This is a genomic window from Algoriphagus sp. UBA3586, from assembly GCF_002376385.1.
In the GTDB taxonomy this organism is placed as follows: domain Bacteria; phylum Bacteroidota; class Bacteroidia; order Cytophagales; family Cyclobacteriaceae; genus Algoriphagus; species Algoriphagus ornithinivorans.
In genome coordinates, this window is sequence record NZ_DFMT01000009.1 from 14,709 (window position 1) to 39,943 (window position 25,235).

The following is a 25,235-nucleotide window of genomic DNA, read 5'->3' on the forward strand; positions in this document are numbered from 1 at the left end:
AGAACTTATTTGAGTTTTTAGGGTTATTAGCACACAAAATGAAGAACATATTAATCACCGGCGGCTCTGGCCTTATTGGCCAAAAAATCACCCAGCTATTGGAGGAAAAAGACTATGCAGTTGCTTGGCTGAGTAGGTCTTCCAAAAAGCGAAAATCCTTCGTTTGGGATATCAATACCCAAACCATAGACCCTGAGGCAATGGAGTGGGCAGACGCCGTCATCCACCTAGCCGGGGCAGGAGTAGCTGATCAAAGATGGACTGCGGAAAGAAAGCAAGAAATTCTTCAATCCAGAACCAAAAGCACAGCCCTTCTTCACCAAGCAATCGAAAAAGCAGAGGCCAAACCCACGACTTTTATTTCTGCCTCAGCAGTTGGCTACTACGGTTTCAATACCGGAACCAAATTAGTAGATGAGACATCACCAGCTGGAAATGATTTTCTGGCTCAGGTCGTGATAGCTTGGGAAAATGAAGTGAAGAAAATTGAATCCCTACATCTCAGAACAGTCATGCTCCGAATTGGAATTGTATTGGATGCTGACGGTGGCGCTTTGGCTGAAATGCTCAAACCGCCAGTTGCTGCACCATTAGGTTCAGGAGATCAGTGGATGAGTTGGATCCATATTGATGATTTGGCAAGAATGTTTGTCTACGCTTTGGAAAAAACTACCCTACAAGGAGTTTACAATGCTGTTGGGCCCAACCCCAGCACTAATCAACAGGTCACTAAAGAAGCTGCGGATGCCAAAGGCAAAACCTATTTGGGAATTGGAGTTCCAGGCTTTGTTTTGAAATTAGTATTAGGAGAAATGGCAGCCATGGTACTGGGTGGCAATCGGGTTTCTTGCCAGAAAATCCAAAAAGCAGGCTTCCAGTTTGAATACTTTGAATTATCGGAAGCCCTGAAAGATATTTTCAAGCACTGATTCTAGATTCTTTTTCCTCTTCCAATTAAAAACCAAAGGACAGTTCCCAATAGTGGAACCAAAATCACGATTAAAATCCAGATTAATTTATCTGTTTCGTTCGCAAAGTTGCTGATCACCACATCATAAATGGTATAGGCATAAATCGCCAGACCGATAATTCCAATCCCAAACATTGTTAGCTAGTTGTAGTTTTAGTGCCTTTTCCCAAAATCAAGTAGACAAGAGGCCCAATTACTTGTCCAAATAAAATAATGATGATCCAAATGAGCTTCATATTTGGATCTTTGAAATCTGAGCGGATGACATCCACCACGCAGTAAATCCAAAGGATGGAATAAGCTATTCCAAATAAGATCAAAAACAGGAGAATACCTCCACCCATATTATTAACAAATAGTAGTTCACTCATTTTTTTAAAGATTAATCTTTTTGACTGCGAAAATCAGGCTCAAACCTCTTGCGTTTTTTCATAGTCCTCGACATAGATAGATACAAAAAGGTCCCGATTACCGGTACAAAAATTAAAAGCAGCATCCATAATATCCTTTGGCTGGAGTCCTTGAAGTCTGCCCTAAGCAAATCTACAATAGCATAAATCCAAAACCCCAGATAAAAAACCAGTGTTAAAGGGGCTATCCAAACAGGAAAACTGGGTTCAAGTAAATTCATTCCGATTCTTCAATTATTTTTACCACTGTTCCAAAATAGCTTTTTTTGGTAAAATAAAGTAAGAATTTAGTCGAAAATTTAATCACTCTATTGATATGATGAGAAGTGCGTTCATACTGGTTTTATGCTTTATCACCGGTTTTAGTCAAGCTCAAGTGGACTTGAGCTATTATCTCCCTTCCGGATACACTTATAATCCTGCCATTCCAACTCCTAAGGAGGTTTTGGGCTATGAAGTAGGAGAATGGCACGTAAGCCACGACCAGCTGGTCATGTACATGAAAGCTGTTGCTGCTGCTTCAGACCGAGTAAAATTTGAAGAAACTGGCAGAACTTATGAGAAAAGACCTCAAACGCTTTTGACCATTTCCTCTCCAACTAACCTGGCCAAAATAGATCAAATCAAAGCCGACCGGGCCAAGCTTAGAAATCCAAATGCTTCTGTCAATATCGCTTCCATGCCTGTGGTGATGTTTATGGGTTATTCTGTGCATGGAAATGAACCCAGTGGTGCCAATGCTTCTCTTTTAGCAGCCTACCATTTTGCGGCAGCAAATGAAATTGAGGCTGAATTGGAAAATATCGTATTGCTCTTAGATCCAGCAATCAACCCTGATGGACTCAACCGCTTTGCTTCCTGGGTAAACTCCCACAAAGCTTATAATTTGAATGGAGATCCAAATGGGAGAGAATATAATGAGGCTTGGCCGAGAGGCAGAACCAATCACTATTGGTTTGATCTCAACAGAGATTGGCTTCCTGTTCAACATCCTGAATCCAGAAATAGAGTTCGCGTATTCCAAAGCTGGCTTCCCAATATTCACTTAGATTTCCATGAAATGGGGACCAACAGCACTTTCTTTTTCCAGCCAGGTGTTCCTGCGAGAATGCACCCGCTAACTCCAGAAAAAAACTTCAAACTCACAGAAAAGATCGGGCAATACCATGCCAAAGCATTGGATAAAATTGGATCTCTCTATTATAATCAAGAGAACTACGATGACTTTTACTATGGAAAGGGCTCTACCTACCCGGATGTACAGGGATCGATTGGAATTTTGTTTGAGCAAGCAAGTTCCCGGGGCCACTTACAGGAATCTGCCAATGGTTTGCTGAGTTTTCCATTTACAATCAGAAATCAATTTACAGCCAATCTTTCCTCCTATCAGGCGGCTAAGGAAATGAGGCAGGAATTGAACCAATGGATGAGAGACTTTTATGTAGGCATTAAAACCGAAACTGACGCCGATGTCAATAAAGCTTACATTTTTGGAAGCAAAGAAGACGATGCAAGAGGATATCATTTGGCTGATTTGATTTTGCAGCATGATATCAAAGTTTTCAATCTGAAAGAAGATATTACCGTCAATGGTAGGGAATTTAAAAAGGAAAATTCCTACATAGTCCCAGCAGATCAACCTCAGTACCGTCTGATCAAGGCGATGTTTGAAACCAGAACCAGCTTTGCTGATTCCCTTTTCTATGACATCTCTGCCTGGACATACCCTATGGCCTTCAATTTGGACTACATGGCACTCAACAGCCGAATTCTAAATTTGGCTAGTGTAGAAGAGATCAATAAGAATGATTTCCAACTTAAGCCCGGACAGGTAATTGGTGGCTCTGGAGCCTATCAATATGCCTTGGAGTGGACTGATTATTACTCACCCAAAGCTGCCTACCAATTGTTGAAGGCAGGCTTCTTAGTAAGAGTAGCTAATGCTGAGTTTACTACACCGGAAGGAAAAACCTTTGGGAGAGGAACCCTTTTGATAGATCAGGGAGAGTCTGGATTGGACAAAGATGCTTTTTATCAAAAACTACAGGAAATCGCATCTAAATCAACTGTGGATATTCATGCGATTAGCACAGGCTATACTGCCGGAATTAATATGGGTTCTACTTTCATTTCACCTTTGGATAAGCCGGAAATTGCACTTTTGGTGGATGGAGGAGTTGATAGCTATGAGGCTGGAGAAATCTGGCACCTCTTGGATCAGCGATATGAAATGCCCGTGACTTTGCTTCCAATGGATAGAGTAAGCGCTACCGTGATTGATCGCTATAATGTGATTTTAATGCCTGATGGAAATTATAACAGCCTAGGCAAATCAGGTGCGGAAACCATTAAAAACTGGATAGGAAGAGGAAATACCCTGGTTGCTAAAGGTGGAGCCGTAAGATGGCTGGCGCAAAATGAAATCAAAGAGTTCAAATTCAGAACTGTGGATAACCAAGAAAAAGGACTTCAAAAATCTTATGCTAACTATGAAAATGCCACAGGTGCTAAAGTAACTGGTGGGGCAATTTTCAATGCAAAATTGGATACCACTCATCCAATCGGCTACGGCTACGAGTCCGCTAATATTCATACTTTCAGAAATGATAATCTGTTTTTAGAGCCTTCTTCAAATCCATACGCAAACCCATTGGTATACACCGAAAACCCTCTTGCTTCCGGTTATTTACATCCTAGTAATCTTCCTGGATTAAAGAACGGGTCAGTGATTCAGATTGGCGCTGTAGGCAGAGGAAGAATTGTAGCCTTTGCAGACAATATGAATTTTAGAGCATTCTGGTTTGGAACAAATAAACTATACATGAATGCCATCTTCTTCGGTCAAGTCATAGAAGGAGGAACAGCCAGGTAAAAGAATATCCTGAGTTATTAGCTCGGGATTTTTTATGAACGGCACATCCCAAAACCTTTAATTGAGTTTAATAGCACATGAACAAACTTAGCCTAAGCCTAATTACCCTATTCTTCAGCGGGTTGATTTTCAATGTAACTGCTCAGGAAATGAGCTTTGAAGAATATAATCCTCCTTCCACTTTGAAGGTACCTGAAAACCCTGTTACCAGAGCCAAATTCCCTTTTGTGGATATTCACAGCCATCAGGGGGGAATTGACCAGGCCAAGGTGAATAAGTTGGTTTCCGAAATGAATGAGCTCAATATGGGCGTAATGGTCAATTTGAGCGGTCGTGGATTTGGCAGAGGAGACAGCAACTCCCAGCAGGAATACATCAAAACCATGATTCGGGAATTCAACACCCATGCACCGGGACGATTTCTGGTCTTCACCAATTTGAATTTTGCCGGTTTTGGTGATGAAAACTGGAGTAGAATCGCTGTCAAAGAATTAGAGGAGGATGTAGCAGCAGGAGCTGTGGGCTTAAAAATCTACAAAAGCTTAGGCCTAAGTGTAAAAGATATCAATGGAAACAGAGTTCCAATAGACCACCCAGATTTAGATCCGGTTTGGGCAAAAGCCGGTGAACTGGGAATCCCTGTTTTGATTCATGCTGCAGATCCAGCTCAGTTTTGGGAACCCATGGATGCCAATAATGAAAGATGGTTGGAGTTGAAAACACATCCCAATAGAAAAAGATCTGATACTGACCCTGCTCCTTTTGAGCAAATCATAGCCGAGCAGCATCACATTTTCGAGAAGCATCCAAATACAACTTTTGTCAATGCACATATGGGTTGGATGGCTAATGACTTGGATAAGGCCAGCGCTCATCTGGAGAAATATCCCAATGTGAATTTTGGAATCGGCGCAGTTATCCAAGAGTTTGGAAGGCAGCCTAAAAGAGCCAGAGAGTTTTTCATCAAATATCAGGACAGATTAATTTTTGGTAAAGACGCCTACAATCCAGAAGAGTTCCACACTTACTTTAGAATTTTGGAAACCGAGGATGAATACTTCCCTTACTACAAAAAATACCATGCCTTTTGGAGAATGTACGGTTTGGGATTACCTGATGAAGTCTTGAAAAAGGTTTATTATAAAAATGCACTTCGGATTGTTCCAAAAATGGATGCTTCAATATTTCCAGAATAAGAATTTAAGCCTGAAGTCTAAGAGAGGGAAAGATCTTGTCTTTCCCTTTTTTATTGAATCTGCATCAATCCATTTTTTTTCATCTTTAATCTCTGACATTTCAGTCGCCGATTTTGACGCTTCAGTCAACTTTAATTTTTGAAGGGTAAAAAGCAACTCATATTCGGATCAAATATGATTCGCTATGAGAACGCTCAGTATTTTCATCTTCTTTTTTCTGTCTTTATCCACAATTTCTTTTTCTCAAACCAAGATTTCAGGAAAAGTGCTGGATGAAAAAAAGAAAGGCTTGCCTGGAGTGAATGTACTTATCAAAGGATCTTATGACGGAAGTACTTCCAAAGATGATGGAAGCTTTGAATTCGAAACTGATGAAGAAGGTCCTCAAGTATTAGTATTTCAACTGATGGGTTTTAAAAGTATTGAGATAGCCATCCATTGTGAAGGAAATGCCATTCAAATCCCAGATCAGATATTAGTTGAGGCAATCACAGAAATGAATGCTGTGACAATTTCCGCAGGTGCAATGGAGGCTTCGGATGAAAAAAAATCAGTCATACTTCGGCCATTAGATATAGTCACTACACCTAGCGCAATGGGTGATATCGTGGGCGCATTCCAAACACTACCGGGAACAAGCACAGTTGGTAATGACGGAAGATTATTCGTCAGGGGCGGAGATGCGAGTGAAGTGGGAATTTATATTGATGGCATCCGAGTTGGCAATGCTTATGGAAGCACTGCAGGTAATGTCCCAACTCGAACCCGCTTTAACCCCAACCTTTTCAAAGGAACATTTTTCTCAACAGGAGGCTATTCTGCCGAATACGGGCAGGCCTTATCCTCAGCTTTAGCTTTGAATACCAAAGACCTTTCGATCAGAAGTCAAGGTGACCTCAGCATCATGTCTGTTGGAGGAGGTTATGCACATACGCTTTCATCAGAAAAGCAAAGCCTGACTTTCAGTGCCAATTATTTTGATTTAAAACCTTATCAGTCCTTGGTAAAGCAAAATTTCGATTGGGAAAGAGCACCGAATGGATGGGATATTGAATTATCGGCACAAAAGAAATTAGCAAAAGGAGGTCTTTGGAAAATACTCGCCAGAACAGAGTCAGGGGGAATGGAAATATGGCAGCCTGAACCAGGTCAAGAAAGTAGAGGTCAACTTATTCGGCTGAGAAATAAATATTCATTTGCACAGACCAATTGGAAGAATGCTTTTGAAAATGGATGGACCTTATTTGCCGGGGCAGCTCTTTCTTCCAACTTCGATGATATCCACATTGATAGTATTCGATTGGAAAGAAAGAATCAATTGGCACACGGGAAATTTACTGCTACCAAAGATTTTTCGGATAAATTATCCATGAATACGGGATTAGAATACTTCAATCACCAGTTTGACGAAAGCTTGGTAGACCTCAACTTCTCTAGAGATTATGTAGATCATCAGTTTTATCTTTTTACAGAGTGGGATTACTACCTCAACAAAAATCTTGTTTTTCGGGCAGGCCTTAGAGCAGGCCAAAGCTCCTTGAATAAAGAACAATGGTTAGACCCAAGAGCTTCTTTAGCATACAAAATCTCAGAAAGCTCCCAAGTCTCCTTTGCTGCAGGCTCTTTCTCTCAAATGCCTGTGGAAAACTTACGGGTTTTGAATCAAACACTCAAGAACACGGAATCCAATCACCTGATATTAAATTATTTACTACAAAGAGAAGGTATCACTTTCAGAGCAGAGGGATTTTATAAAGGATATGAGAATTTGGTGGTTTTTGAAGGTTATCCACAACCCCCCCAAAACCCGACCAACCTAGGTAAGGGGTACGCTCAGGGTGTGGATATCTTTTTCAGAGATAGAAAAAGTATTAAAAACACAGACTATTGGATCACTTACAGCTTTGTGGATAGCAAGAGACAGTTTGACCAGTTCCAATCAGAGGTTCAGCCATCCTTCGCTCCCAAACACAACTTCTCTGTAGTAGCCAAACATTTCATTTTGGACTTAAAATCGCAGTTTGGAATCAGCTTTTCCATGAATGATGGATACCCTTACCATAACCCAAATGATGGAGAGGAAATGAGTTCTAAAACTGAAAGCTTTCAAAGTTTAAGCTTCAGTTGGAGCTATTTACCCAAACCCAATTTGATCATTCATTTCGGAGTCAACAATGTGTTGGGAAGAGAGAATGTATTTGGATACAGGTTTGCCCAGCAGGCAAACTCCCAAGGAGTATTTGAATCTATACCAAGTGGTCAGGTTGCTCCCAGGTTTTTATTCTTGGGGATTTTTCTGACCCTTTCTAAAGACAAAAACGCAAATCAATTAAACAACTTATAAACCAATAAATTATGAAAAAGCTCATCTTAACTTTCGCACTTTCATTTCTGTGGATAAGTCTTAGTATGGCATCTGATCCCGCATTTGAAAAAGCTATGAAAAAACAGATTGTTGCCATGGATCAAATAGCAAATGCCGAACAATCCAAAGAAGTAGCAAATGGTTTTTTGCGAATTGCAGAAGCTAAAAGTGAGGAATGGCTTCCATTATATTATGCTGGATTGATCCATATTGAGGCAGCATTTCGATTTGACGTAAACAAAGATCAATATTTGGATCAGGCACTGGAATATATTGACAAGGCAGAAAAATTAGCGCCAGCCAACTCCGAAGTGACTGCATTGAAAGGATATGCAATCATGGGTAAAATCAGTTTGGATCCTGCTTCAAGAGGTCAAAACTTAAGTCCACAAGCCATGCAATTATTTGGAAAAGCAATCAATCTTGACCGGGAAAACCCAAGAGCACTTTATTTGATGGCTCAAATGGAATATGGAATGGCCCAATTCTTCGGAAGTGGCACAGACAAAGCCTGCGGTATGGTCAGGTTGAGTTTGGAACAGTTTGAAAAGGAGGAAAGCATTATCACTGAAGATTATATCCTCCCAAAATGGGGAAAAAGAAGTGCTCAGCAGATGATGAATAATTGTAATTAATTTAATTGTACTCTATTTATAAGGTAGATTTTTGAATCTAATAATTGAATAATTCAAAAATCTGCCTTTTTAACTATCTTGAACCAATGAGCCGAATGACTAACCCCAATCAATGCGAAAAAGAAACCAGTATCTGGGAAAGCTTTCCGAAGTTTATTGGGGTCAATTTGATCATTGCTTCGATTCTCATAGTAATTTTTTGTCCCACATGTTTCCTGACTTGGGAGGGGATCAAATCACTTTTTCCGGATTTTATAGCCGCATTTATATTTTCCTCAGTTTTGAGTTTCGGCGGGAATCAGGTTGATTCTTTCTTTGACAAAAGGATGTCATGGATTCAATATCCAATCAAACGTGTCATTCTTACTATTGCCACCTACATGGCATATTCTTTTATAGCGAGCTATATAGTAATTGTCATTTATGCTCTACTTTCAAGGCAAATATTTATAGATAATATACCTTGGAAAGAGCTTTTTCAATATACCACAACGCCTATGCTAATTGCATTGGTTTTCATGTCCATATTCACCACTTGGTCTTGGCTTGGAGAATGGAGAAAATCCGCAATTGAAGCAGAAAAATTGAAGTCCGAAAAATTGGCTTCCCAATATCAAGGACTGAAAGATCAACTCAATCCTCATTTCCTATTTAACTCCTTGAACGTTCTTTCAAACTTGGTTTATGAAGACGCAGATAAATCAGCAGAATTTATTCAAAAGCTTTCCAGGATTTATCGATATGTTTTGGAAGTACAGAATGAAGAATTGGTGAGCTTAAAAAAGGAACTAGATTTTGCGAGAAATTATCTGGACTTACAAAAAATAAGATTTGAAGAAAGTCTCCAATTTTCTATCAAAACATTCGATGAAAACAGCCATTGGATACCTCCCTTGTCACTGCAACTTATTTTGGAAAATGCAGTAAAGCACAATATCATCAGCAAGGAGCTTCCCCTATTTATCCACATAATCCAAAAAGAAAATGAAGTGTGGATAAGTAATACGTTTCAGCCCAAAAAAACAAAGGAAGAGCCTTCTACAGGAGTTGGATTGAATAATATCAACCTGCGATATGAACTTTTGAGTAATCGTAAACCAGAGGTGATTCAAAATGAAGAAGAATTCTTGGTAATCCTTCCTTTATTAAAAATTGAGGCATGAATATCTTAATTATTGAAGATGAAAATCCAGCAGCAAATCGGCTTCTCAAGCTATTGAAGCCACATTTCCAGGATGCCGACTTTCATGGAAACTTAGATAGTATCAAATCTTCGGTAGAATGGCTACAGACTTATCCACATCCTGATTTAATCTTTTGTGACATCCAATTGGCAGATGGAATCAGCTTTGAAATCTTTGAAAAAGTTAAGTTATCCACACCCGTCATCTTTACCACTGCCTATGACCAGTTTGCCATCAAAGCATTCCAGGTAAATGCGGTGGATTACCTGCTAAAACCCATAGACCCTGAGGATTTAAACAGAGCTGTGGATAAGTTTAAATCTCAGCAAATAAAACCGAGCTTAGATCTGGCCTTAATCAAGGACTTATTAAAGCCGCAAACACAAAACTTCAAGAGTAGATTTTTAGTAAGGTTTGGGGAAAAAATCCAAAGCATTTCTATTGAGGAGGTAGACCTATTTTTCAGTGAAGAAAAAGTGACTTTTCTTCAAACCAAAAGCGGAAAAAGATATGTCATCGATCAGACACTGGAGCAAACAGAAAGTCAGTTAGATCCTTCTCAATTTTTTAGGATCAATAGAAAATATATCAGTCACATTGCAGCTGTCGAAGAAGTATACAGCTATTCCAATAGCCGACTGAAGGTGAAACTTAGAAACTGCGATTCCAGCGATGTCATTGTCAGCCGTGAAAAAGTTGGAGAATTTAAACAATGGTTGGATCAATAATTAGTATAATTAGCTAATTAATTGATTTTAAATGGCAGAACTGGATAGTAATCGTAAACAAGATGATTTGACATGGCTGGAAAACCTGCAAAGAAATAGTTGGGAACCAGAGATTATCATCACGGGTTTAATTTTGGCTTTTTTATTCATCTTTCCTGCAAAGATTTATGAATTCTCGGCTTATTTGGTCCAGGATCTTGGAGCAGGCTTTTTACTTAGCACGCTAGTTTTATTTTATTTAAGTGTTGTAATAAGTGTTTTTAAGATATTTTTCATTGTTCAGTTGTCCCTCAGATTTATATGGGCAGGGCTTTTAGGGCTCAGTTATGCATTCCCTAAGGGAGTGAATCAGGAAAAACTATTTAAGGTTGCCCAAGGCTATTCTTATCAACATCCGGATGAAATGGTTTTAAGGATGGAAAAGATTTGTTCCATGACTTTGGCTTACCCGGTTTCCATTTCCATTTTGATATTAATTTTCACCTTTTACCTAGGAAGTCTGATCGCTATCAAAGTCCTGTTTAATCTGCCATTTATGGCTATCTATGCATTTTTTCTCATCAGTATAATGGCATATGCGATTCTGATGGCAACCATGAAGAAGAATAAATTTAAGAATTGGTATTCTAATACAATGCTGAGTTCAGTTGGGGCTACTTATCAATCTAATATCGGAAAGTGGTTTACGGTTTGGTATGGTCTAATAGTTATTCTATTATCTATTCCAATCATCCTCAATGATGTAAAAGGATTTGATCTTTTCTTTAATGAAAAGAACCTAAGCGAAACAGATATAAATTGGCCAATTTCTGAATACTATTTCGAGGATGTACATCCTGAGGAGAAACGATATCCCCGAGCCTATGCCCAAAGCCAAATTATGGAGGGTTCCACCTACAAACTGGGACTTCCCTTTTATGTAGATGATAATAAATCTCTTGCATCATTGAGAGAGAAATTTCAGGATGAACTCGACTCTATTTCTTGGGGGAAAATTGAAGCTATGCCTGACTTATATCAAATTTATATTGATGACGAACCCTATTATCCTAAGAACTGGCTTCCTTTAAAAAGCTCTATCTCCGGACAAAAATCATTTGAAACAATTTTATACTTAGATTCTCTTGAGTCTGGAATTCATGAGTTACGTGTAGAGAAAGTAATGGTATTTCCTGATTTTTTGACTAATAAATTAAAATTCAGGCATTTGGAAAACTGGTCAAATTTTAAGTTTTTAAAACCTTAGATATTTTCCATTCGTCCTAACTGCTTATGATAAAAACCAAAAAATCCTTTTCAATATTAAATTTTGGGCTTGGTGCTATCCTCATAATTTTTTTGGCTTGTAGCGATAAAAAATCGCAGGTTTTAACTACTGAAAGTTTTGAAAATCTCATTCAAGACACGCTTATCCTTTCAAAGGATTTAAACACAGCAGCTATTTCTCCAAGCTTAGCTTACTTTGAAACAGATAGTGGAAGATTCCTTTTAGACTTTCGAAAACTCCACCTTGTTGGGTATCGCTATCCTGAAGGCGACAAAGGCTTTGAAAAGTTCTATCAAAGAGAAGGTCCAGACGGATTAGGTGATACTGATTATAAACGTGCCTTAACAAAGGATGGAATTTTTGTAATAGATGCAGATAGAAAAATTCATCAGGCTAATTTCGAAGGAAAAGTAATCCAGTCCTGGAATTTGCCTTCTACTCCCACTGACAGGCTTTATTCTAATTATACGGTCTTCCCAAATAATCCAATCACTTATTATGAGAATGAAATAATCATCTCGGACGTCCCTTATGTCATGAATGAAAAACTAATTGGCTATGAAGATTGGTTGGTTAGATTGAATTTGAATTCAGAGGAATGGGAATATATTTCTTTTGAGTATCCTGAAAAATTGAGAGAGTTTTATGAGGATCCAAACTTGGGTCCTTATTCCCATTATTATAATTCTAAAAGCAATCAGGCTATTATCTCTTTCCCTGTGGTGGATAGTTTAATGATTCTGGAAAACAATCAAACCAGATGGATTGATGCATCTCCTCAGGAAAGTTTGATTTTTAAAAAAGGTAAAACTGTTCCATCCGGAGAGTATACTATTTTCCAACCTGATCACAGCTCTGCAAGGTATACTTGGATCACTTTCGATCCTTTTCAAAAGGTATATCTGAGACAAGTGATAACCGGATTAAAAGAAAATGAAAGTAATTCGAATCAATCCTATATTTCAAGAATTATCGTCTTAGATGAAGATTTTAAAAAACTGGGAGAGATAGAAAATTTACCAAATACCTATCAAGGATTTCCTACACCTGATGGCTATTACTTCTATTTGGGATCTGGCAAAGTCGAGGAAAAAGTAAAATTCGCACGTGTGAATTTTTCTTCATTTTTAAAGCCATAAAAAAAAGCGAGACTTACTCAGTCTCGCTTTTTACTTGAAGTTCTATTTCCTCTCCAGATTCATCTAGGAATCTGTATTCCGTCACCGGCAGGGAAGAATCTTTGATCAGTTTAATCCATTTATAATACTTGAAAAACCACTTTACTCTGCGGCTGATAATACCGGTAGTAAAGTATGCATGCAGATAGGGATGCAGCCCGATTTGGATTTTTTCCACGTTTTGGATGGTGGCTATATGATCCAAATCCTTTTCTAATTTATCGGCTACCAGGATAGAAGCCTGGATTTTGCCTGTGCCGTTACATGCCGGGCAGGTTTCCTTCGTCACGATATTAACCTCCGGCCGGACACGCTGTCGGGTGATTTGCATGAGTCCAAATTTACTCAGCGGCAAAACAGTATGTTTCGATCTGTCAGCTTTCAACTCATCTTTCATCGCTTCGTAAATGGCCTTTTTATTTTCGGCCCTCTTCATGTCGATAAAATCGACAACGATAATGCCTCCCATATCTCGGAGGCGGAGTTGTCTGGCAATTTCTTTTGCAGCTACCAGGTTGGTTTTTAATGCTGTGGATTCCTGGTCACTTTCCTGATTGGACTTGTTCCCGCTATTGACGTCTATGACGTGCAGGGCTTCCGTATGCTCGATGATCACATATCCTCCCTGAGGGAGGCTGACCGTCTGACCAAACAGGCTTTTGATCTGCTTTTCTATTCCAAAACTTTCAAAGAGCTTGGCTTTACCTGTGTAAAGCTTAACAATTTTTTCTTTTTCAGGGGCTATTGTCCTGATGTAGGATCTGATCTGATCGTAAGTGGATTCTTCTTCTACGGTGATTGCATCGAAGGATTCATTGAGTAGGTCTCTCACTAGTGAGGAAGCCATACTCATCTCTCCTATAATCTTGTCTCGGCTTCTGGCTTTCAGCAATTTCTTCATGCCTTCTTCCCAATTATTGAGAAGATTTCGGAGGTCTTTGTCCAGTTCGGTAACTGACTGACCTTCGGCCACAGTTCGGATAATAACACCGAAGTTAGCTGGCTTGATAGAATTGATGAGTCTCAGAAGTCTTTTTCGCTCGTCGCTGCTGCGGATTTTCTTGGATACATTGACTGAATCCGAAAATGGCACCAATACGAGGTATCGACCAGGAAGAGAGAGCTCACAGGATAATCGGGGCCCTTTGGTAGAGATTGGCTCTTTGACGACCTGAACCAAGATTTGGTTATTCTTAGAAAGAATATTTGAAATCTTGCCGATTTTATCGATCTCAGGTTCGTTTTGAAAGCCTTTCAGATTGTAATTGCTGTAGTTGTTGTTGCGCACCATTTTGGTGAACTTGCCTAAGCTGTTGAAATTAGGACCTAAGTCCTGGTAGTGCAAAAAGGCATCTTTTTCGTAGCCTACATCAATGAAAGCTGCATTCAGCCCATTGACTATTTTTCGCACTGTTCCCAGGTAGATGTCCCCAACTTTAAACTGATTGTCCACTCCTTCAGAGTGCAACTCAACCAAGCTTTTATCTTGTAAAAGGGCTATTCGACTCCCGTTTTGAGCAGAATCAATTAACAATTCCGTACTCAAAATCTCGTCTTATACTATGTAAATGAACGTGTGTTTTTGTCAAAAAACGGGTATAAGAAGAAGTGTATTACTTCTTCTTATGTCTGTTTTTTCTTAGTCTTTTCTTACGCTTGTGCGTAGCGATCTTATGTCTTTTTCTTTTCTTACCGCAAGGCATAGTCTTATTATTTATAGTGATACATTTAATTACAATCTGTCAAGATAGCTCTGAACACTCTCCAGAATCATAGCATCCTGGGTCATCCCCTTTACTTTCTCAAACTGAGCTTTCGCTTTGTTTTTTTGATCGGCTTCGAAATAGCTGACAGCCAAGTAAAACTGCCCCTGAAGATTATCCGGATGATAACGAATCAATTCTTCAAATCGTTCAGTCGCTTTTTTATATTGACCTGATTGCATAGACAAGATTCCCATATTAAATATGGCATCTTCATTCTGCGGATCTTCTGCCAAAATCTCCCTTAGCATGGCTATACCTTGCATTGGATTGGCTGAAGACACATAAGTCATCGCAATCTTCGATTTCAAATCCATCCGAGTAGGATCATTATCCAATACTCGATTGAGGTAATCTCGGGTTTGTCCGGCAAGATAGGCTACCTTTTCCTGATCCAGCGCAAAGGTGAATGCTTCGAAATAAGCATTACCGGTTTCTTCAGCCAAACTCAAATCGTTTGTCTGATTTGCTGCCAAACTCAAGAAGTAAGCAGCACTGTCGTACTTACCCTTTTCCTGATATAGAGAAGCTAGCTGTCTCATGTCTTCAGAAATTGTTTCTGAGCCGGCGACTGCCTTTGCTTTCAACTGAGCTAATGTAGCTTCTTTTTCAGGAGAAAGCTCATTCTCATGCATGGTATTGGCAGAAGTTGATGGAGAATTTTCAGTCTGGTTTTCACCTACCGTATTCTGAGCCTCATTATCCACTACAATTTTTGGCAGTGCATAAAGAGCCACTACTGCTGCAACACCTATGATTATGAGAAAGAGCTGTGATTTTTTCATGTCAAAGTCTCCTTAGACTTAATCCTGAGGAGCTAGTTCCTTGATCTTTTTGCTGTTTTTGATCTTCTCAATAAACACTTTGGAAGGCTTGAATGCCGGGATGTAGTGCTCATCGATTACGATCGCTGTATTTTTGGAGATGTTACGTGCAATTTTCTTAGCTCTCTTCTTGTTGATAAAGCTACCGAAACCTCTTACGTAAATGTTTTCTCCTTCAGACATAGAGTCTTTTACTACCTTGAAGAACGCCTCAATGGTCTGTGTCACATCATCCTTCTGGATTCCGGTTTTGTCCGAAATCTTGGTGATTACTTCTGCTTTTGTCACTGTGATTTTAATTTAGAAATTACGAAATAAGCTTAACGACCTATTAACCAAGTGTTTTTGGGACTGCAAATGTACGAGATGCAATGCAATTAAAAAACAAATCCATAAAAATTCACCAGATTTACACGAAAGATTTTATCCTTACATGAATACCAAAGCTACTGATAATCAACTATTTTCCCATCAAATATTAAGTTGGTACAGGGCAAATCCAAGGGAACTTCCCTGGAGAGGAATCCAAGATCCATACAAAATTTGGCTCTCAGAAATCATTCTCCAGCAAACCAGAGTTGCCCAGGGAATGCCTTATTATTTCAAATTCACCGAGGCCTATCCTACTGTGAAAGATTTGGCCCTTGCCCCGGAAGAAGAAGTACTTCGCCTTTGGCAAGGTCTGGGATATTACAGCCGAGCCAGAAACCTCCACAGCTGTGCAAAATACGTTTGGCATGAACTAAACGGGAATTTTCCGGAAACCTATAAAGAACTCCTATTATTAAAAGGTGTGGGAAGCTACACTGCTTCTGCAATTGCTAGTTTCGCTTTTGGAGAAGTCAAAGCAGTGGTAGACGGAAATGTATTTAGAGTTCTGGCACGCTATTTTGGAATTGAGACAGATATTGCCAGCGGCAAAGGCAAAAAACAATTTGAAGCCTTAGCTGACCAGCTAATACCGGCTGATCATCCCGGAGAATTCAATCAAGCCATGATGGACTTTGGGGCAAGGCATTGCACCCCTGCCAATCCATCTTGTGATACCTGCCCTTTATCATCCTCCTGTTTTGCTTTGAATAATAAGATGGTCAAGGATCTTCCGGTGAAAATCAATAAGATTAAAATCAAGGAAAGACATCTACACTATTATGTAATCCGATGCGGAGAAAAGTGGGTATGGAAAAAAAGAAGTTCCGGCGATATCTGGGAAGGATTATTTGATTTTCCACATGTGGAGCAAACGAAGGAAAATTCTGAATCTGAATTCAATTTGCCGGAAGCAGCAAAGACTCCAGTCAAGTTTCCAAAAAATTACCGACATATTTTGTCACATCAGAAACTGAATGCTGTTTTCTCAGAGGTAGAATTTCCGGAAGAAAAAATCGCTCATCTCAATGAATGGGCCGAAAACAATGGCTTTTTACTGGTTGAAGAAGAAAAAATCGAATACTTGGCCAAGCCAAAGTTGATTGTGAACTTTTTGAACGATCAGGGCTTTTGATTAACTTCAAAAATTAGATCTAGAATTATAAATAAGAAGCTATGGCAGGAGTAAATAAAGTAATCCTTTTGGGGAATTTAGGAGCAGACCCGGAAGTGAAATATTTAGAAGGAGACAACGTAGTAGCAAATTTGAGATTGGCTACAACAGAATCTTACAAGGACAGAAATGGAAACCGGGTAGATCAGACCGAATGGCACGATTTGGAGCTTTGGGGTGGTCAGGCGAAAATTGCCGAGCAGTACCTGAAAAAAGGAATGCAAATCTATGTGGAGGGAAAGATCAAATCCGATACTTGGCAGGATGATCAAGGCCAAAATAGAAAAAGGACCAAAATCAGAGTTTTAAGTTTTACCATGCTTGGTTCTAAACAAGATAACCCAGGACAGGAAAGTGGTGGAATGGGAGCACCTGCTAGCCAATCCAGACCCAACCCAGCACCTGCTGCCACAGGAGGAGGAAATCAAGGACCGGATCTCAGTCCGGATACAGAAGATGACGATTTACCGTTTTGATTCGATTCCCCTGAAGTTGATTTTCAGGGGAATTGTTTAATTTTGCATCAAACATCTCGTTTAGTACATGGACGACCCTTACCCGAGTTGGTATTTACTTACTCAAATTACTCAGCCCTCCGTAGGGTACCTTTTATTTAACGGTTTACTTTTTATTCTCCTGTTGCTTGGCTCTGCTTTAGTTTCAGGCTCAGAGGTGGCTTTTTTCTCTCTTTCCAATGAGGACTTAGAGTCCATTGCCGATGAAGAGACAAAAAATGGGAAGCATGTTGCCAGGCTCCTTCGTAGTCCCAAACAATTACTCAGCACTATTCTCATTCTGAACAACCTGATCAACATTGCGATAGTCACCTTGACCACATTCGTTTCCTGGAGTATTTTTGGAATGAACGCAACAGGCATAGTGGTAATCATGATACAAACTATCGGTGTCACTTTCGCTATCGTGTTTTTTGGGGAAATTGTACCAAAAGTATATGCCAACAAGGCTAAAATTGAATTCAGCCTTATCATGGCCCCCACTATCAATTTTTTCTCAACCATCCTCAAGCCTATCTCCCTCTTTCTAATGGCAATCAGTAACCTAATTGAAAGAAAAATAGAAAAGAAAGGCTATTCACTTTCGGTTGATGAATTAAACCAAGCCTTAGAAATTACTACTGAAGATGCTCCTAATGAAGAAAAGGACATTTTAAGAGGTATTGTAAACTTTGGAACTCTATCCGTAAAGCAGGTGATGAGAAGCCGGATGGAAATTACCGCCGTTGACACCGAGATGGATTTTCATGAATTGATGGATAAAATCAATAAAAGCGGTTATTCCAGAATTCCGGTTTATCATGAAACCATAGACAATATTGAAGGCATCTTATATATCAAGGATCTTCTTCCTTATATAGAGCGGGATGAAAATTTTGCCTGGAAAGAATTAATACGAAAAAGCTTTTTCGTTCCGGAAAATAAAAGAGTGGATACCTTATTAAAGGATTTCCAGCAAAAAAGAGTCCACATGGCCATCGTAGTAGATGAATATGGAGGAACTTCAGGCTTGGTAACTTTAGAGGATCTGATAGAGGAAATTATTGGCGAAATCAACGATGAGTTCGATGATAAGGACGATATGTTTTTTCAGGAGATCGATTCCTCCACTTTCATATTTGAAGGAAAAATATCCTTAAATGACTTTTGCAAAAAACTGGATCTTGATTCCCAAATCTTTGATGATGTCAAAGGCGAAAGTGAATCTTTGGGAGGTCTTTTGTTAGAATTGAATAATAAGCTTCCTAAAAATGGAACAAAAATCCATTTTGAATATTTTGAATTTACCATCTTGGCAGTAGATGCCAGAAGAATCAAAAAGGTAAAAGTACATCTGAAAGATCAGCATCAAGATGGGTCTCATCCATTCACGGATTGATTCACTCATTTTTAGTTAAATAAGTATTACAAAATATTATTTGGCTTTCGAAATCGATTGAGTAAAAAAGAGTTGCTATTAGAGAAAAATAAGCTGTAAAATTTTTTATTATTTTTTCCGTAAACCAGATTTCAGGCACTTTGCAGAAAAATCACACAATTGAAGCTAAAACAGGTCTAATTTTTACCCTATTTTTGGAGAATCACTGTTTTTAAGGCGAATAATGTAAATATTTGAAACCAATTTTTATTTAAAAAATAATTAAAAAAAATCTAATTCATCAGAAAATTATCAGTAAAAGCTTGGTTTCATTGCCTTTATTTTAACAAAAAGATTTTTTTTCGTATTTTTTGGAAATTTTGAACCTATTAAATCTATTGAAATATATGCAAAAAGGGTTATACCGCTCAGAATTTGAGCATGACTCCTGCGGCATTGGCGCTGTGGTGGACTTGACTGGGAATCCCACTCATGAAACAATCAGTGACGCCTTATATATGCTTAGCAATATGGAGCACCGAGGTGGTCGGGGTTCAGATCCTAAAACCGGAGACGGAGCAGGTGTATTAATTCAGGTTCCTCATGACTTTCTAAAAGATATTACCGCAAGGACAGAAATCAGTCTACCCGAAAAAGGATACTACGGGGTAGGCATGACTTTTTTTCCCAGAAATAAGCAACTTTTCAAAAAATCAAAGGAGCTACTGAACCAGATCATTGAAGATCTTGACTTTGAACTCATTGGCTATAGACCTGTTCCGGTAGATGAAACAGTTCCAGGATCAGGAGCATTGGAAGTTATGCCCAATATTGAGCAGCTTTTTGTCAAGCACAAAAAAGGGCTCACCGGGATTGCTTTGGAAAGAAAACTGTATGTACTAAGAAACTTTGCTACTTCTGAGGTCAATTCCAAGATCCCTGGTGTCAACCAATCTTTCTATTTTGCCTCCTTCAGTAGCCTGACCTTAATCTACAAAGGTCAGTTGAGAACTGATCAGGTTTTACCCTTCTACAAGGATTTACAAAACGGTAAAATAGAATCTGCTTTTGCAATCGTCCATTCAAGATTTTCCACCAATACATTCCCTAATTGGAGATTGGCTCAGCCATTCAGATTCCTTTCTCACAATGGTGAAATAAACACTATCAGAGGAAATTTGAATAAAATGAAATCCAAGGAAACGCTGATGAAAACTCAGTTTTTCTCTGATGAAGAGCTGGAAAAACTGATGCCTATCACCAATAAGCTGAACTCAGATTCAGCCAACTTGGATGCCATGGTGGAGCTATTGACATTGAGCGGAAGATCCTTGCCTCATGCCATGATGATGCTGGTGCCTGAGGCTTGGCAGGATAATGAGGTCATGGACAGAGACCGAAAGGCATTTTATAAATTTCACGCCTCCTTAGTGGAGCCCTGGGATGGTCCTGCAGCCCTTTTGTTTACAGATGGAAAATCAGTTGGCGCCACTTTGGATAGAAATGGGCTGAGACCACTTCGCTATTTCATCACCAAAGACCAACGATTAATCCTTTCCTCAGAAGCCGGAGCTTTGCCGATTAGGGAAGCTACAATTACTGAAAAAGGTAGAATCAGTCCCGGAAGAATGCTTTGGGCCGATTTGGAAAAAGGAAAAGTACTCTTTGATGAGGAAGTCAAGGGAGAAATATGCCGAAAGCAGCCTTATGAGCAATGGGTAAATGAACAGCGGATCAAGTTGAGGCTGGAGCCAGACCCGGAAACTTTGAGTCATCCATATTCCACAGAAAATATTAAGAAATGCCAAACGGTATTTGGCTATACGTCTGAAGAACTGAAAGTGGTTCTAGGGCCTATGGGTAAAAGCGGGCAAGAAGCCATCGGTTCCATGGGAGCAGATACACCGCTTGCTGTCTTATCCAAGCAAAGCCAACATATCGCCAATTATTTCAAGCAATTATTTGCGCAGGTAAGTAATCCACCGATTGATCCGATTCGGGAGCGAATGGTGATGTCCCTCTTCACTAGAATTGGTGAAGGACACAATATACTAGAAGAAAGCCCTCAGCATACTCGACAAATCCATATCTCTCAGCCTGTATTGCTCAACGAGTCTCTGGAAAAAATCCAGAATATGGAAGGCCAAGGCTATAGAGCTAAGAAGTTGTTTGCTCATTTTAACGCAGACCATCAGCCAGGCAGATTATTGGAAGCATTGGATAAGCTTTGTCAGGAAGCAGAGGATGCCATTGCCGAGCGAAAAAATATTCTGATCATTTCAGACAGAAATAGCAATGAAGAATGGGCACCAATTCCATCTTTATTGGCGATCGGTGCTGTGCATCACCACCTGGTTAAAAAGAAGATAAGAACCAAAGCCGGTTTGGTACTGGAATCAGGAGACATACGGGAAACCCATCATTTTGCAACAGCAATTGGTTATGGGGTTTCTGCAATCAATCCATATCTGGCGCTGGAATCTTTATTGGACATGTTCCAAAAAGGCATGTTCCCGGAAGTAAAAGATCAGAAAACATTATTTTATAACTATCAAAAAGCCATAGGAAAAGGATTATTGAAGGTTCTTTCCAAAATGGGAATTTCTACACTTCAATCTTATCAGGGAGCTCAGATTTTCGAAGCCATTGGATTAGGACCTGAAGTCATAGACAGATGCTTCAAAGGCACCATCTCCAGAATCTCTGGAGTTTCATTTGATGAACTTGCGGAAGAGGTGTTGATCCGTCATAGAGCGGCTTATCACACAGAAAGTCCTGTTTTGGAAACCGGAGGTGTTTACCAATGGAAAAGAAGGGGGGAAAAACACCTTTTCAATCCTGAAACCATCCATTTGCTTCAAAAGTCAACCCGACTCAACGATTACGGACTGTACAAGAAATTTGCAGATAAAATCAACGAGCAGTCAAAAGATGCTTTGACTTTAAGAGGATTATTCGAGTTCAAGAAAAGAATTTCGGTACCTCTGGAAGAAGTAGAGCCTGCAGAAAGCATCATGAGAAGATTTGCAACAGGAGCTATGTCTTTTGGATCCATTTCTCATGAAGCTCATACTACACTTGCCATAGCCATGAATCGTATCGGAGCTAAAAGCAACTCCGGAGAAGGCGGGGAGGATGAAATCCGTTTTCAGAAAAAAGAAAATGGGGATTGGGAAAGATCTGCGATCAAGCAAGTGGCATCAGGAAGGTTTGGAGTAACCAGTAATTACCTGACCAATGCAGCAGAACTCCAAATTAAAATGGCACAGGGAGCCAAGCCTGGTGAGGGTGGACAATTACCTGGCCACAAGGTAGACGAGTGGATAGGAAAAGTTCGCCATTCTACCCCTGGGGTAGGCCTCATTTCTCCTCCTCCCCATCACGATATTTATTCAATAGAAGATTTGGCTCAGTTGATTTATGATTTGAAAAATGCCAATAGAAAGGCTAGAATCAATGTAAAGCTGGTATCCCAAGCAGGAGTGGGAACTGTGGCAGCCGGAGTAGCTAAAGCAATGGCTGATGTGATTTTGATTTCAGGAGCAGATGGAGGTACAGGTGCCTCTCCGCTCTCTTCCATCAGACATGCAGGATTGCCTTGGGAGTTGGGACTTTCAGAAGCGCATCAAACCTTGGTAAAAAACAACCTGAGAAGCAGAGTAGTGCTTCAGACGGATGGACAATTGAGAACCGGAAGGGATTTGGCAATCGCAACACTTTTAGGTGCTGAGGAGTGGGGAATTTCAACCGCCGCTTTGGTAGTAGAAGGCTGTATTATGATGAGAAAATGTCATCTTAACACCTGCCCTGTAGGTATAGCCACCCAAAATCCTGAATTGAGAAAACTCTTTACGGGAGACCCAGAGCATGTGGTGAATTATTTCTATTTCTTGGTTCAAGACTTGAGAGAAATCATGGCATCCTTGGGTTTCAAGACCATAGACGAAATGGTGGGCCAAAGTCATGTATTACAGTCCACAGGTCATTTGAATCATTGGAAATGGGATAAGGTAGACCTTTCACCAATCTTCCATAGAGTGGAAGTGCCGGATCATGTGGGTATCCACAAACAGATCGATCAGGATTGGGATTTGAAGGAAGTATTGGATAGAAAACTTATCAAAGCAGCTCTTCCATCCTTAGAACAGGCGATTGCAGTTTCAGGCCACTTTCAAATCAAAAATACAGACCGTGCAGTCGGTGCTATGCTTTCCAATGAGATTTCCAAAATCTATGGAAGTGTAGGATTACCGGATGATACCATTCAATTCAAGTTTACGGGTTCTGCGGGACAGACTTTTGGTGGTTTTTTGACTAAAGGTGTAAGCTTTGAACTGGAAGGAGAGGCTAATGATTACTTCGGAAAAGGACTATCCGGAGGAAGGCTGACAATCTATCCAAGCCGAAATGCCAAGTTCAAACCTGAAGAAAATATCATCATAGGGAATGTGGCATTTTATGGAGCTACTTCCGGTGAAGCCTATATTAATGGTAAAGGTGGAGAAAGATTCTGTGTGAGAAACTCCGGTGTCAAAACTGTAGTGGAAGGAATCGGAGATCATGGCTGTGAGTATATGACAGGAGGATTGGTCGTCAATCTTGGTGAGATAGGAAGAAATTTCGCTGCCGGCATGAGTGGTGGAATTGCCTATATTTTGCACGATTATATCACAGAAGTCAACCCTGAATTGGTGGATATTGATCCTTTGACAGAAGAGGATTACAACACCATCAAATCCTTTGTGAAAAGGCATGTTAAGCTGACGAATAGTGCTTTGGGAAGTCAATACTTGGAGGATTGGGAAAAGTCCAAGCTCAAATTTATCAAGGTGATTCCTAGAGATTACAAGGCAGTTTTGGAGAAAAGAGCATTAGAACAATCAAAATCATTGGTGTAAGATGGGAGCGAAAGAAGGATTTATACAATTTAAAAGAGAGACCCCAGTCAGTCGAGACCCACAGGAAAGAGTGGGAGACTACAAGGAGATATATGAGCCGTTTTCTGACGAAAAATTAAATCATCAGGCAGCGAGGTGCATGGATTGTGGGATACCATTTTGTCACAATGGCTGTCCATTGGGAAATGTAATCCCTGAGTTCAATGATGCAGTCTATGAAAAGGATTGGGCCCAGGCGATCAGCATTCTGAAAAGCACCAATAACTTCCCGGAATTTACGGGGAGGATTTGCCCTGCTCCCTGTGAGGCAAGCTGTGTATTGGGTATCAACAAAGATCCTGTTGCCATTGAACTCATTGAAAAAAGTATCGCTGAAAAAGCCTATGAATTAGGACTAATCCAGGCTAATCCTCCCAAAAAGAGAACAAACAAGCACGTGGCTGTCATAGGCTCAGGCCCTGCTGGATTAGCAGCGGCAGACCAGCTAAATCAAGCTGGTCATGAGGTGACGGTATTTGAAAAAGACGCAAAGCCCGGAGGTTTATTGAGATATGGTATTCCAGATTTCAAATTGGAAAAATGGGTGATAGACAGAAGAATTGATTTGATGAAGCAAGAGGGAGTCATTTTCTCTTGCGGCACCGAGGTAGGTTTCAATATCAAAGCAGAAAATATCCTCAGAAATTTCGATGCGGTAGTGTTATCTACCGGAGCGGCTCAACCCAGAGCGTTGAATATTAAAGGTTCTGATCTCAAAGGAGTCCATTTTGCCATGGATTTTTTAGGAAAACAGAATCAGGTTGTAGGTGGAGAAATAGAGGAAAACCCTATTTCAGCAAAAGGAAAACATGTGATCGTGATTGGAGGAGGAGATACCGGTAGTGATTGTATCGGAACCTCCAACAGACATGGCGCTGCCTCAATCACACAATTGGAGCTCTTACCCAAGCCTCCTAAACAGAGAACAATTTTGAATCCTTGGCCTGAATGGCCTATGACGCTGAAAACATCCAGTTCTCATGAAGAGGGTGCCGAAAGAGTATTTTCTATTTTGACCAAGGAATTTATAGGCAATGAAGCCGGGGAAGTTACCGGTCTAAAACTGGTAGATCTGGAATGGATGGAAAAAGATGGCCGGATGAATTTTGAAGAAGTAGAAGGCACGGAGCGAATTGTACCCTGCGACCTAGCATTTATTGCTATTGGTTATACAGGACCTGCCCAAAATGGCTTATTGGAAGCATTTGGGGTAGAGAGTATGGAAAACACACTGCCCAAATCCAAAAACTATCAAAGCACCAATGCTAAAGTATTTCTTTCGGGAGATATGCGAAGGGGTCAGTCTTTGGTTGTATGGGCTATTTCTGAAGGAAGAGAAGCTGCTGTCAAGGTTGATGAGTTTTTGATGGGAGCTTCTTCCCTTCCTCAGAAAGATGAGTCTTTCTTCCAGGTTGAAGAATCATTGGAAGGAACAGAGTAATTGTTTTTAATAACCTTAATGAAAAACGAGGCTGTCTCAAAAGTAGATAG

The 25,235-nt window shown here is 40.0% G+C and carries 20 protein-coding genes; 14 read left to right on the forward strand and 6 right to left on the reverse strand.

Annotated elements, in window-relative coordinates; genetic code table 11:
* Positions 1–38 precede the first annotated feature (38 nt).
* Positions 39–929, forward strand: coding sequence for a TIGR01777 family oxidoreductase (locus B2906_RS02160; protein ID WP_219957549.1), 891 nt, complete (start codon positions 39–41; stop codon positions 927–929).
* A gap of 2 nt (positions 930–931) precedes the next feature.
* Here the strand turns inward: B2906_RS02160 and B2906_RS02165 are convergent, their stop codons facing one another.
* Genes B2906_RS02165 through B2906_RS18960 form a run of 3 tightly spaced genes read right to left on the reverse strand, consistent with a single transcriptional unit; the run spans position 932 to position 1,601 of the window.
* Entirely contained in the window at positions 932–1,105 is a 174-nt protein-coding gene (locus B2906_RS02165; protein ID WP_219957548.1) for a PLDc N-terminal domain-containing protein, read from the reverse strand.
* A 2-nt stretch (positions 1,106–1,107) separates the two neighbouring features.
* Positions 1,108–1,341: a PLDc N-terminal domain-containing protein gene (locus tag B2906_RS02170; protein WP_255590439.1), complete on the reverse strand. Its 234-nt coding sequence runs from the start codon at positions 1,339–1,341 to the stop codon at positions 1,108–1,110.
* Between the two features lie 11 nt (positions 1,342–1,352).
* Positions 1,353–1,601 carry a PLDc N-terminal domain-containing protein gene (locus B2906_RS18960; protein ID WP_219957547.1) on the reverse strand — a complete coding sequence of 83 codons (249 nt, stop codon included), beginning with the start codon at positions 1,599–1,601 and terminating at the stop codon, positions 1,353–1,355.
* 95 nt (positions 1,602–1,696) lie between these two features.
* Here B2906_RS18960 and B2906_RS02175 point away from each other — a divergent pair, with 95 nt between their 5' ends.
* The 8 genes from B2906_RS02175 (at position 1,697) to B2906_RS02210 (ending at position 12,766) form a co-directional block, all read left to right on the forward strand.
* Positions 1,697–4,252: a M14 family metallopeptidase gene (locus B2906_RS02175; RefSeq protein WP_219957546.1), complete on the forward strand. Its 2,556-nt coding sequence runs from the start codon at positions 1,697–1,699 to the stop codon at positions 4,250–4,252.
* A 77-nt stretch (positions 4,253–4,329) separates the two neighbouring features.
* Entirely contained in the window at positions 4,330–5,448 is a 1,119-nt protein-coding gene (locus B2906_RS02180) for an amidohydrolase family protein (RefSeq protein ID WP_219957545.1), read from the forward strand.
* Positions 5,449–5,632: 184 nt separating this feature from the next.
* Entirely contained in the window at positions 5,633–7,792 is a 2,160-nt protein-coding gene (locus B2906_RS02185) for a TonB-dependent receptor (RefSeq protein WP_219957544.1), read from the forward strand.
* Positions 7,793–7,803: 11 nt separating this feature from the next.
* Positions 7,804–8,448 carry a tetratricopeptide repeat protein gene (locus tag B2906_RS02190; protein WP_219957543.1) on the forward strand — a complete coding sequence of 215 codons (645 nt, stop codon included), beginning with the start codon at positions 7,804–7,806 and terminating at the stop codon, positions 8,446–8,448.
* 95 nt (positions 8,449–8,543) lie between these two features.
* A complete protein-coding gene (locus tag B2906_RS02195; RefSeq protein WP_219957542.1) occupies positions 8,544–9,611 on the forward strand; it encodes a sensor histidine kinase in 1,068 nt (355 codons plus the stop codon).
* Complete coding sequence (locus B2906_RS02200; protein ID WP_219957541.1) at positions 9,608–10,360, forward strand: LytR/AlgR family response regulator transcription factor; 753 nt, start codon at positions 9,608–9,610, stop codon at positions 10,358–10,360. Before B2906_RS02195 ends, B2906_RS02200 begins: the two co-directional genes overlap by 4 nt.
* A 31-nt stretch (positions 10,361–10,391) precedes the next feature.
* Positions 10,392–11,606, forward strand: a complete 1,215-nt coding sequence (locus tag B2906_RS02205; RefSeq protein ID WP_219957540.1) for a hypothetical protein — start codon at positions 10,392–10,394, stop codon at positions 11,604–11,606.
* 26 nt (positions 11,607–11,632) lie between these two features.
* Positions 11,633–12,766 carry a DUF4221 family protein gene (locus B2906_RS02210; RefSeq protein ID WP_286935421.1) on the forward strand — a complete coding sequence of 378 codons (1,134 nt, stop codon included), beginning with the start codon at positions 11,633–11,635 and terminating at the stop codon, positions 12,764–12,766.
* 13 nt (positions 12,767–12,779) lie between these two features.
* On the opposite strand, the gene B2906_RS02215 is transcribed toward B2906_RS02210, so the two are convergent.
* The 3 genes from B2906_RS02215 to B2906_RS02225 all read right to left on the reverse strand — a co-directional run bounded on the left by B2906_RS02215 (position 12,780) and on the right by B2906_RS02225 (position 15,680).
* Entirely contained in the window at positions 12,780–14,351 is a 1,572-nt protein-coding gene (locus B2906_RS02215) for an Rne/Rng family ribonuclease (protein WP_091651802.1), read from the reverse strand.
* A gap of 186 nt (positions 14,352–14,537) precedes the next feature.
* Entirely contained in the window at positions 14,538–15,353 is an 816-nt protein-coding gene (locus B2906_RS02220) for a tetratricopeptide repeat protein (protein ID WP_286935423.1), read from the reverse strand.
* Positions 15,354–15,371: 18 nt separating this feature from the next.
* The gene (locus tag B2906_RS02225; RefSeq protein ID WP_091651807.1) at positions 15,372–15,680 is read right to left on the reverse strand and encodes an HU family DNA-binding protein; all 309 of its coding nucleotides are present in this window, start codon (positions 15,678–15,680) and stop codon (positions 15,372–15,374) included.
* A gap of 145 nt (positions 15,681–15,825) precedes the next feature.
* Here B2906_RS02225 and mutY point away from each other — a divergent pair, with 145 nt between their 5' ends.
* From mutY to B2906_RS02250, 5 genes are all read left to right on the forward strand, one after another.
* Positions 15,826–16,896, forward strand: coding sequence for an A/G-specific adenine glycosylase (gene mutY / locus B2906_RS02230; protein ID WP_286935424.1), 1,071 nt, complete (start codon positions 15,826–15,828; stop codon positions 16,894–16,896).
* A gap of 41 nt (positions 16,897–16,937) precedes the next feature.
* Positions 16,938–17,411: a single-stranded DNA-binding protein gene (locus tag B2906_RS02235; RefSeq protein WP_286935425.1), complete on the forward strand. Its 474-nt coding sequence runs from the start codon at positions 16,938–16,940 to the stop codon at positions 17,409–17,411.
* Positions 17,412–17,478: 67 nt separating this feature from the next.
* The gene (gene gldE, locus B2906_RS02240) at positions 17,479–18,828 is read left to right on the forward strand and encodes a gliding motility-associated protein GldE (RefSeq protein ID WP_091651815.1); all 1,350 of its coding nucleotides are present in this window, start codon (positions 17,479–17,481) and stop codon (positions 18,826–18,828) included.
* 386 nt (positions 18,829–19,214) lie between these two features.
* The gene (gltB, locus tag B2906_RS02245) at positions 19,215–23,705 is read left to right on the forward strand and encodes a glutamate synthase large subunit (RefSeq protein WP_091651818.1); all 4,491 of its coding nucleotides are present in this window, start codon (positions 19,215–19,217) and stop codon (positions 23,703–23,705) included.
* Between the two features lies 1 nt (position 23,706).
* Positions 23,707–25,185: a glutamate synthase subunit beta gene (locus B2906_RS02250; protein WP_286935427.1), complete on the forward strand. Its 1,479-nt coding sequence runs from the start codon at positions 23,707–23,709 to the stop codon at positions 25,183–25,185.
* Positions 25,186–25,235 lie beyond the last annotated feature (50 nt).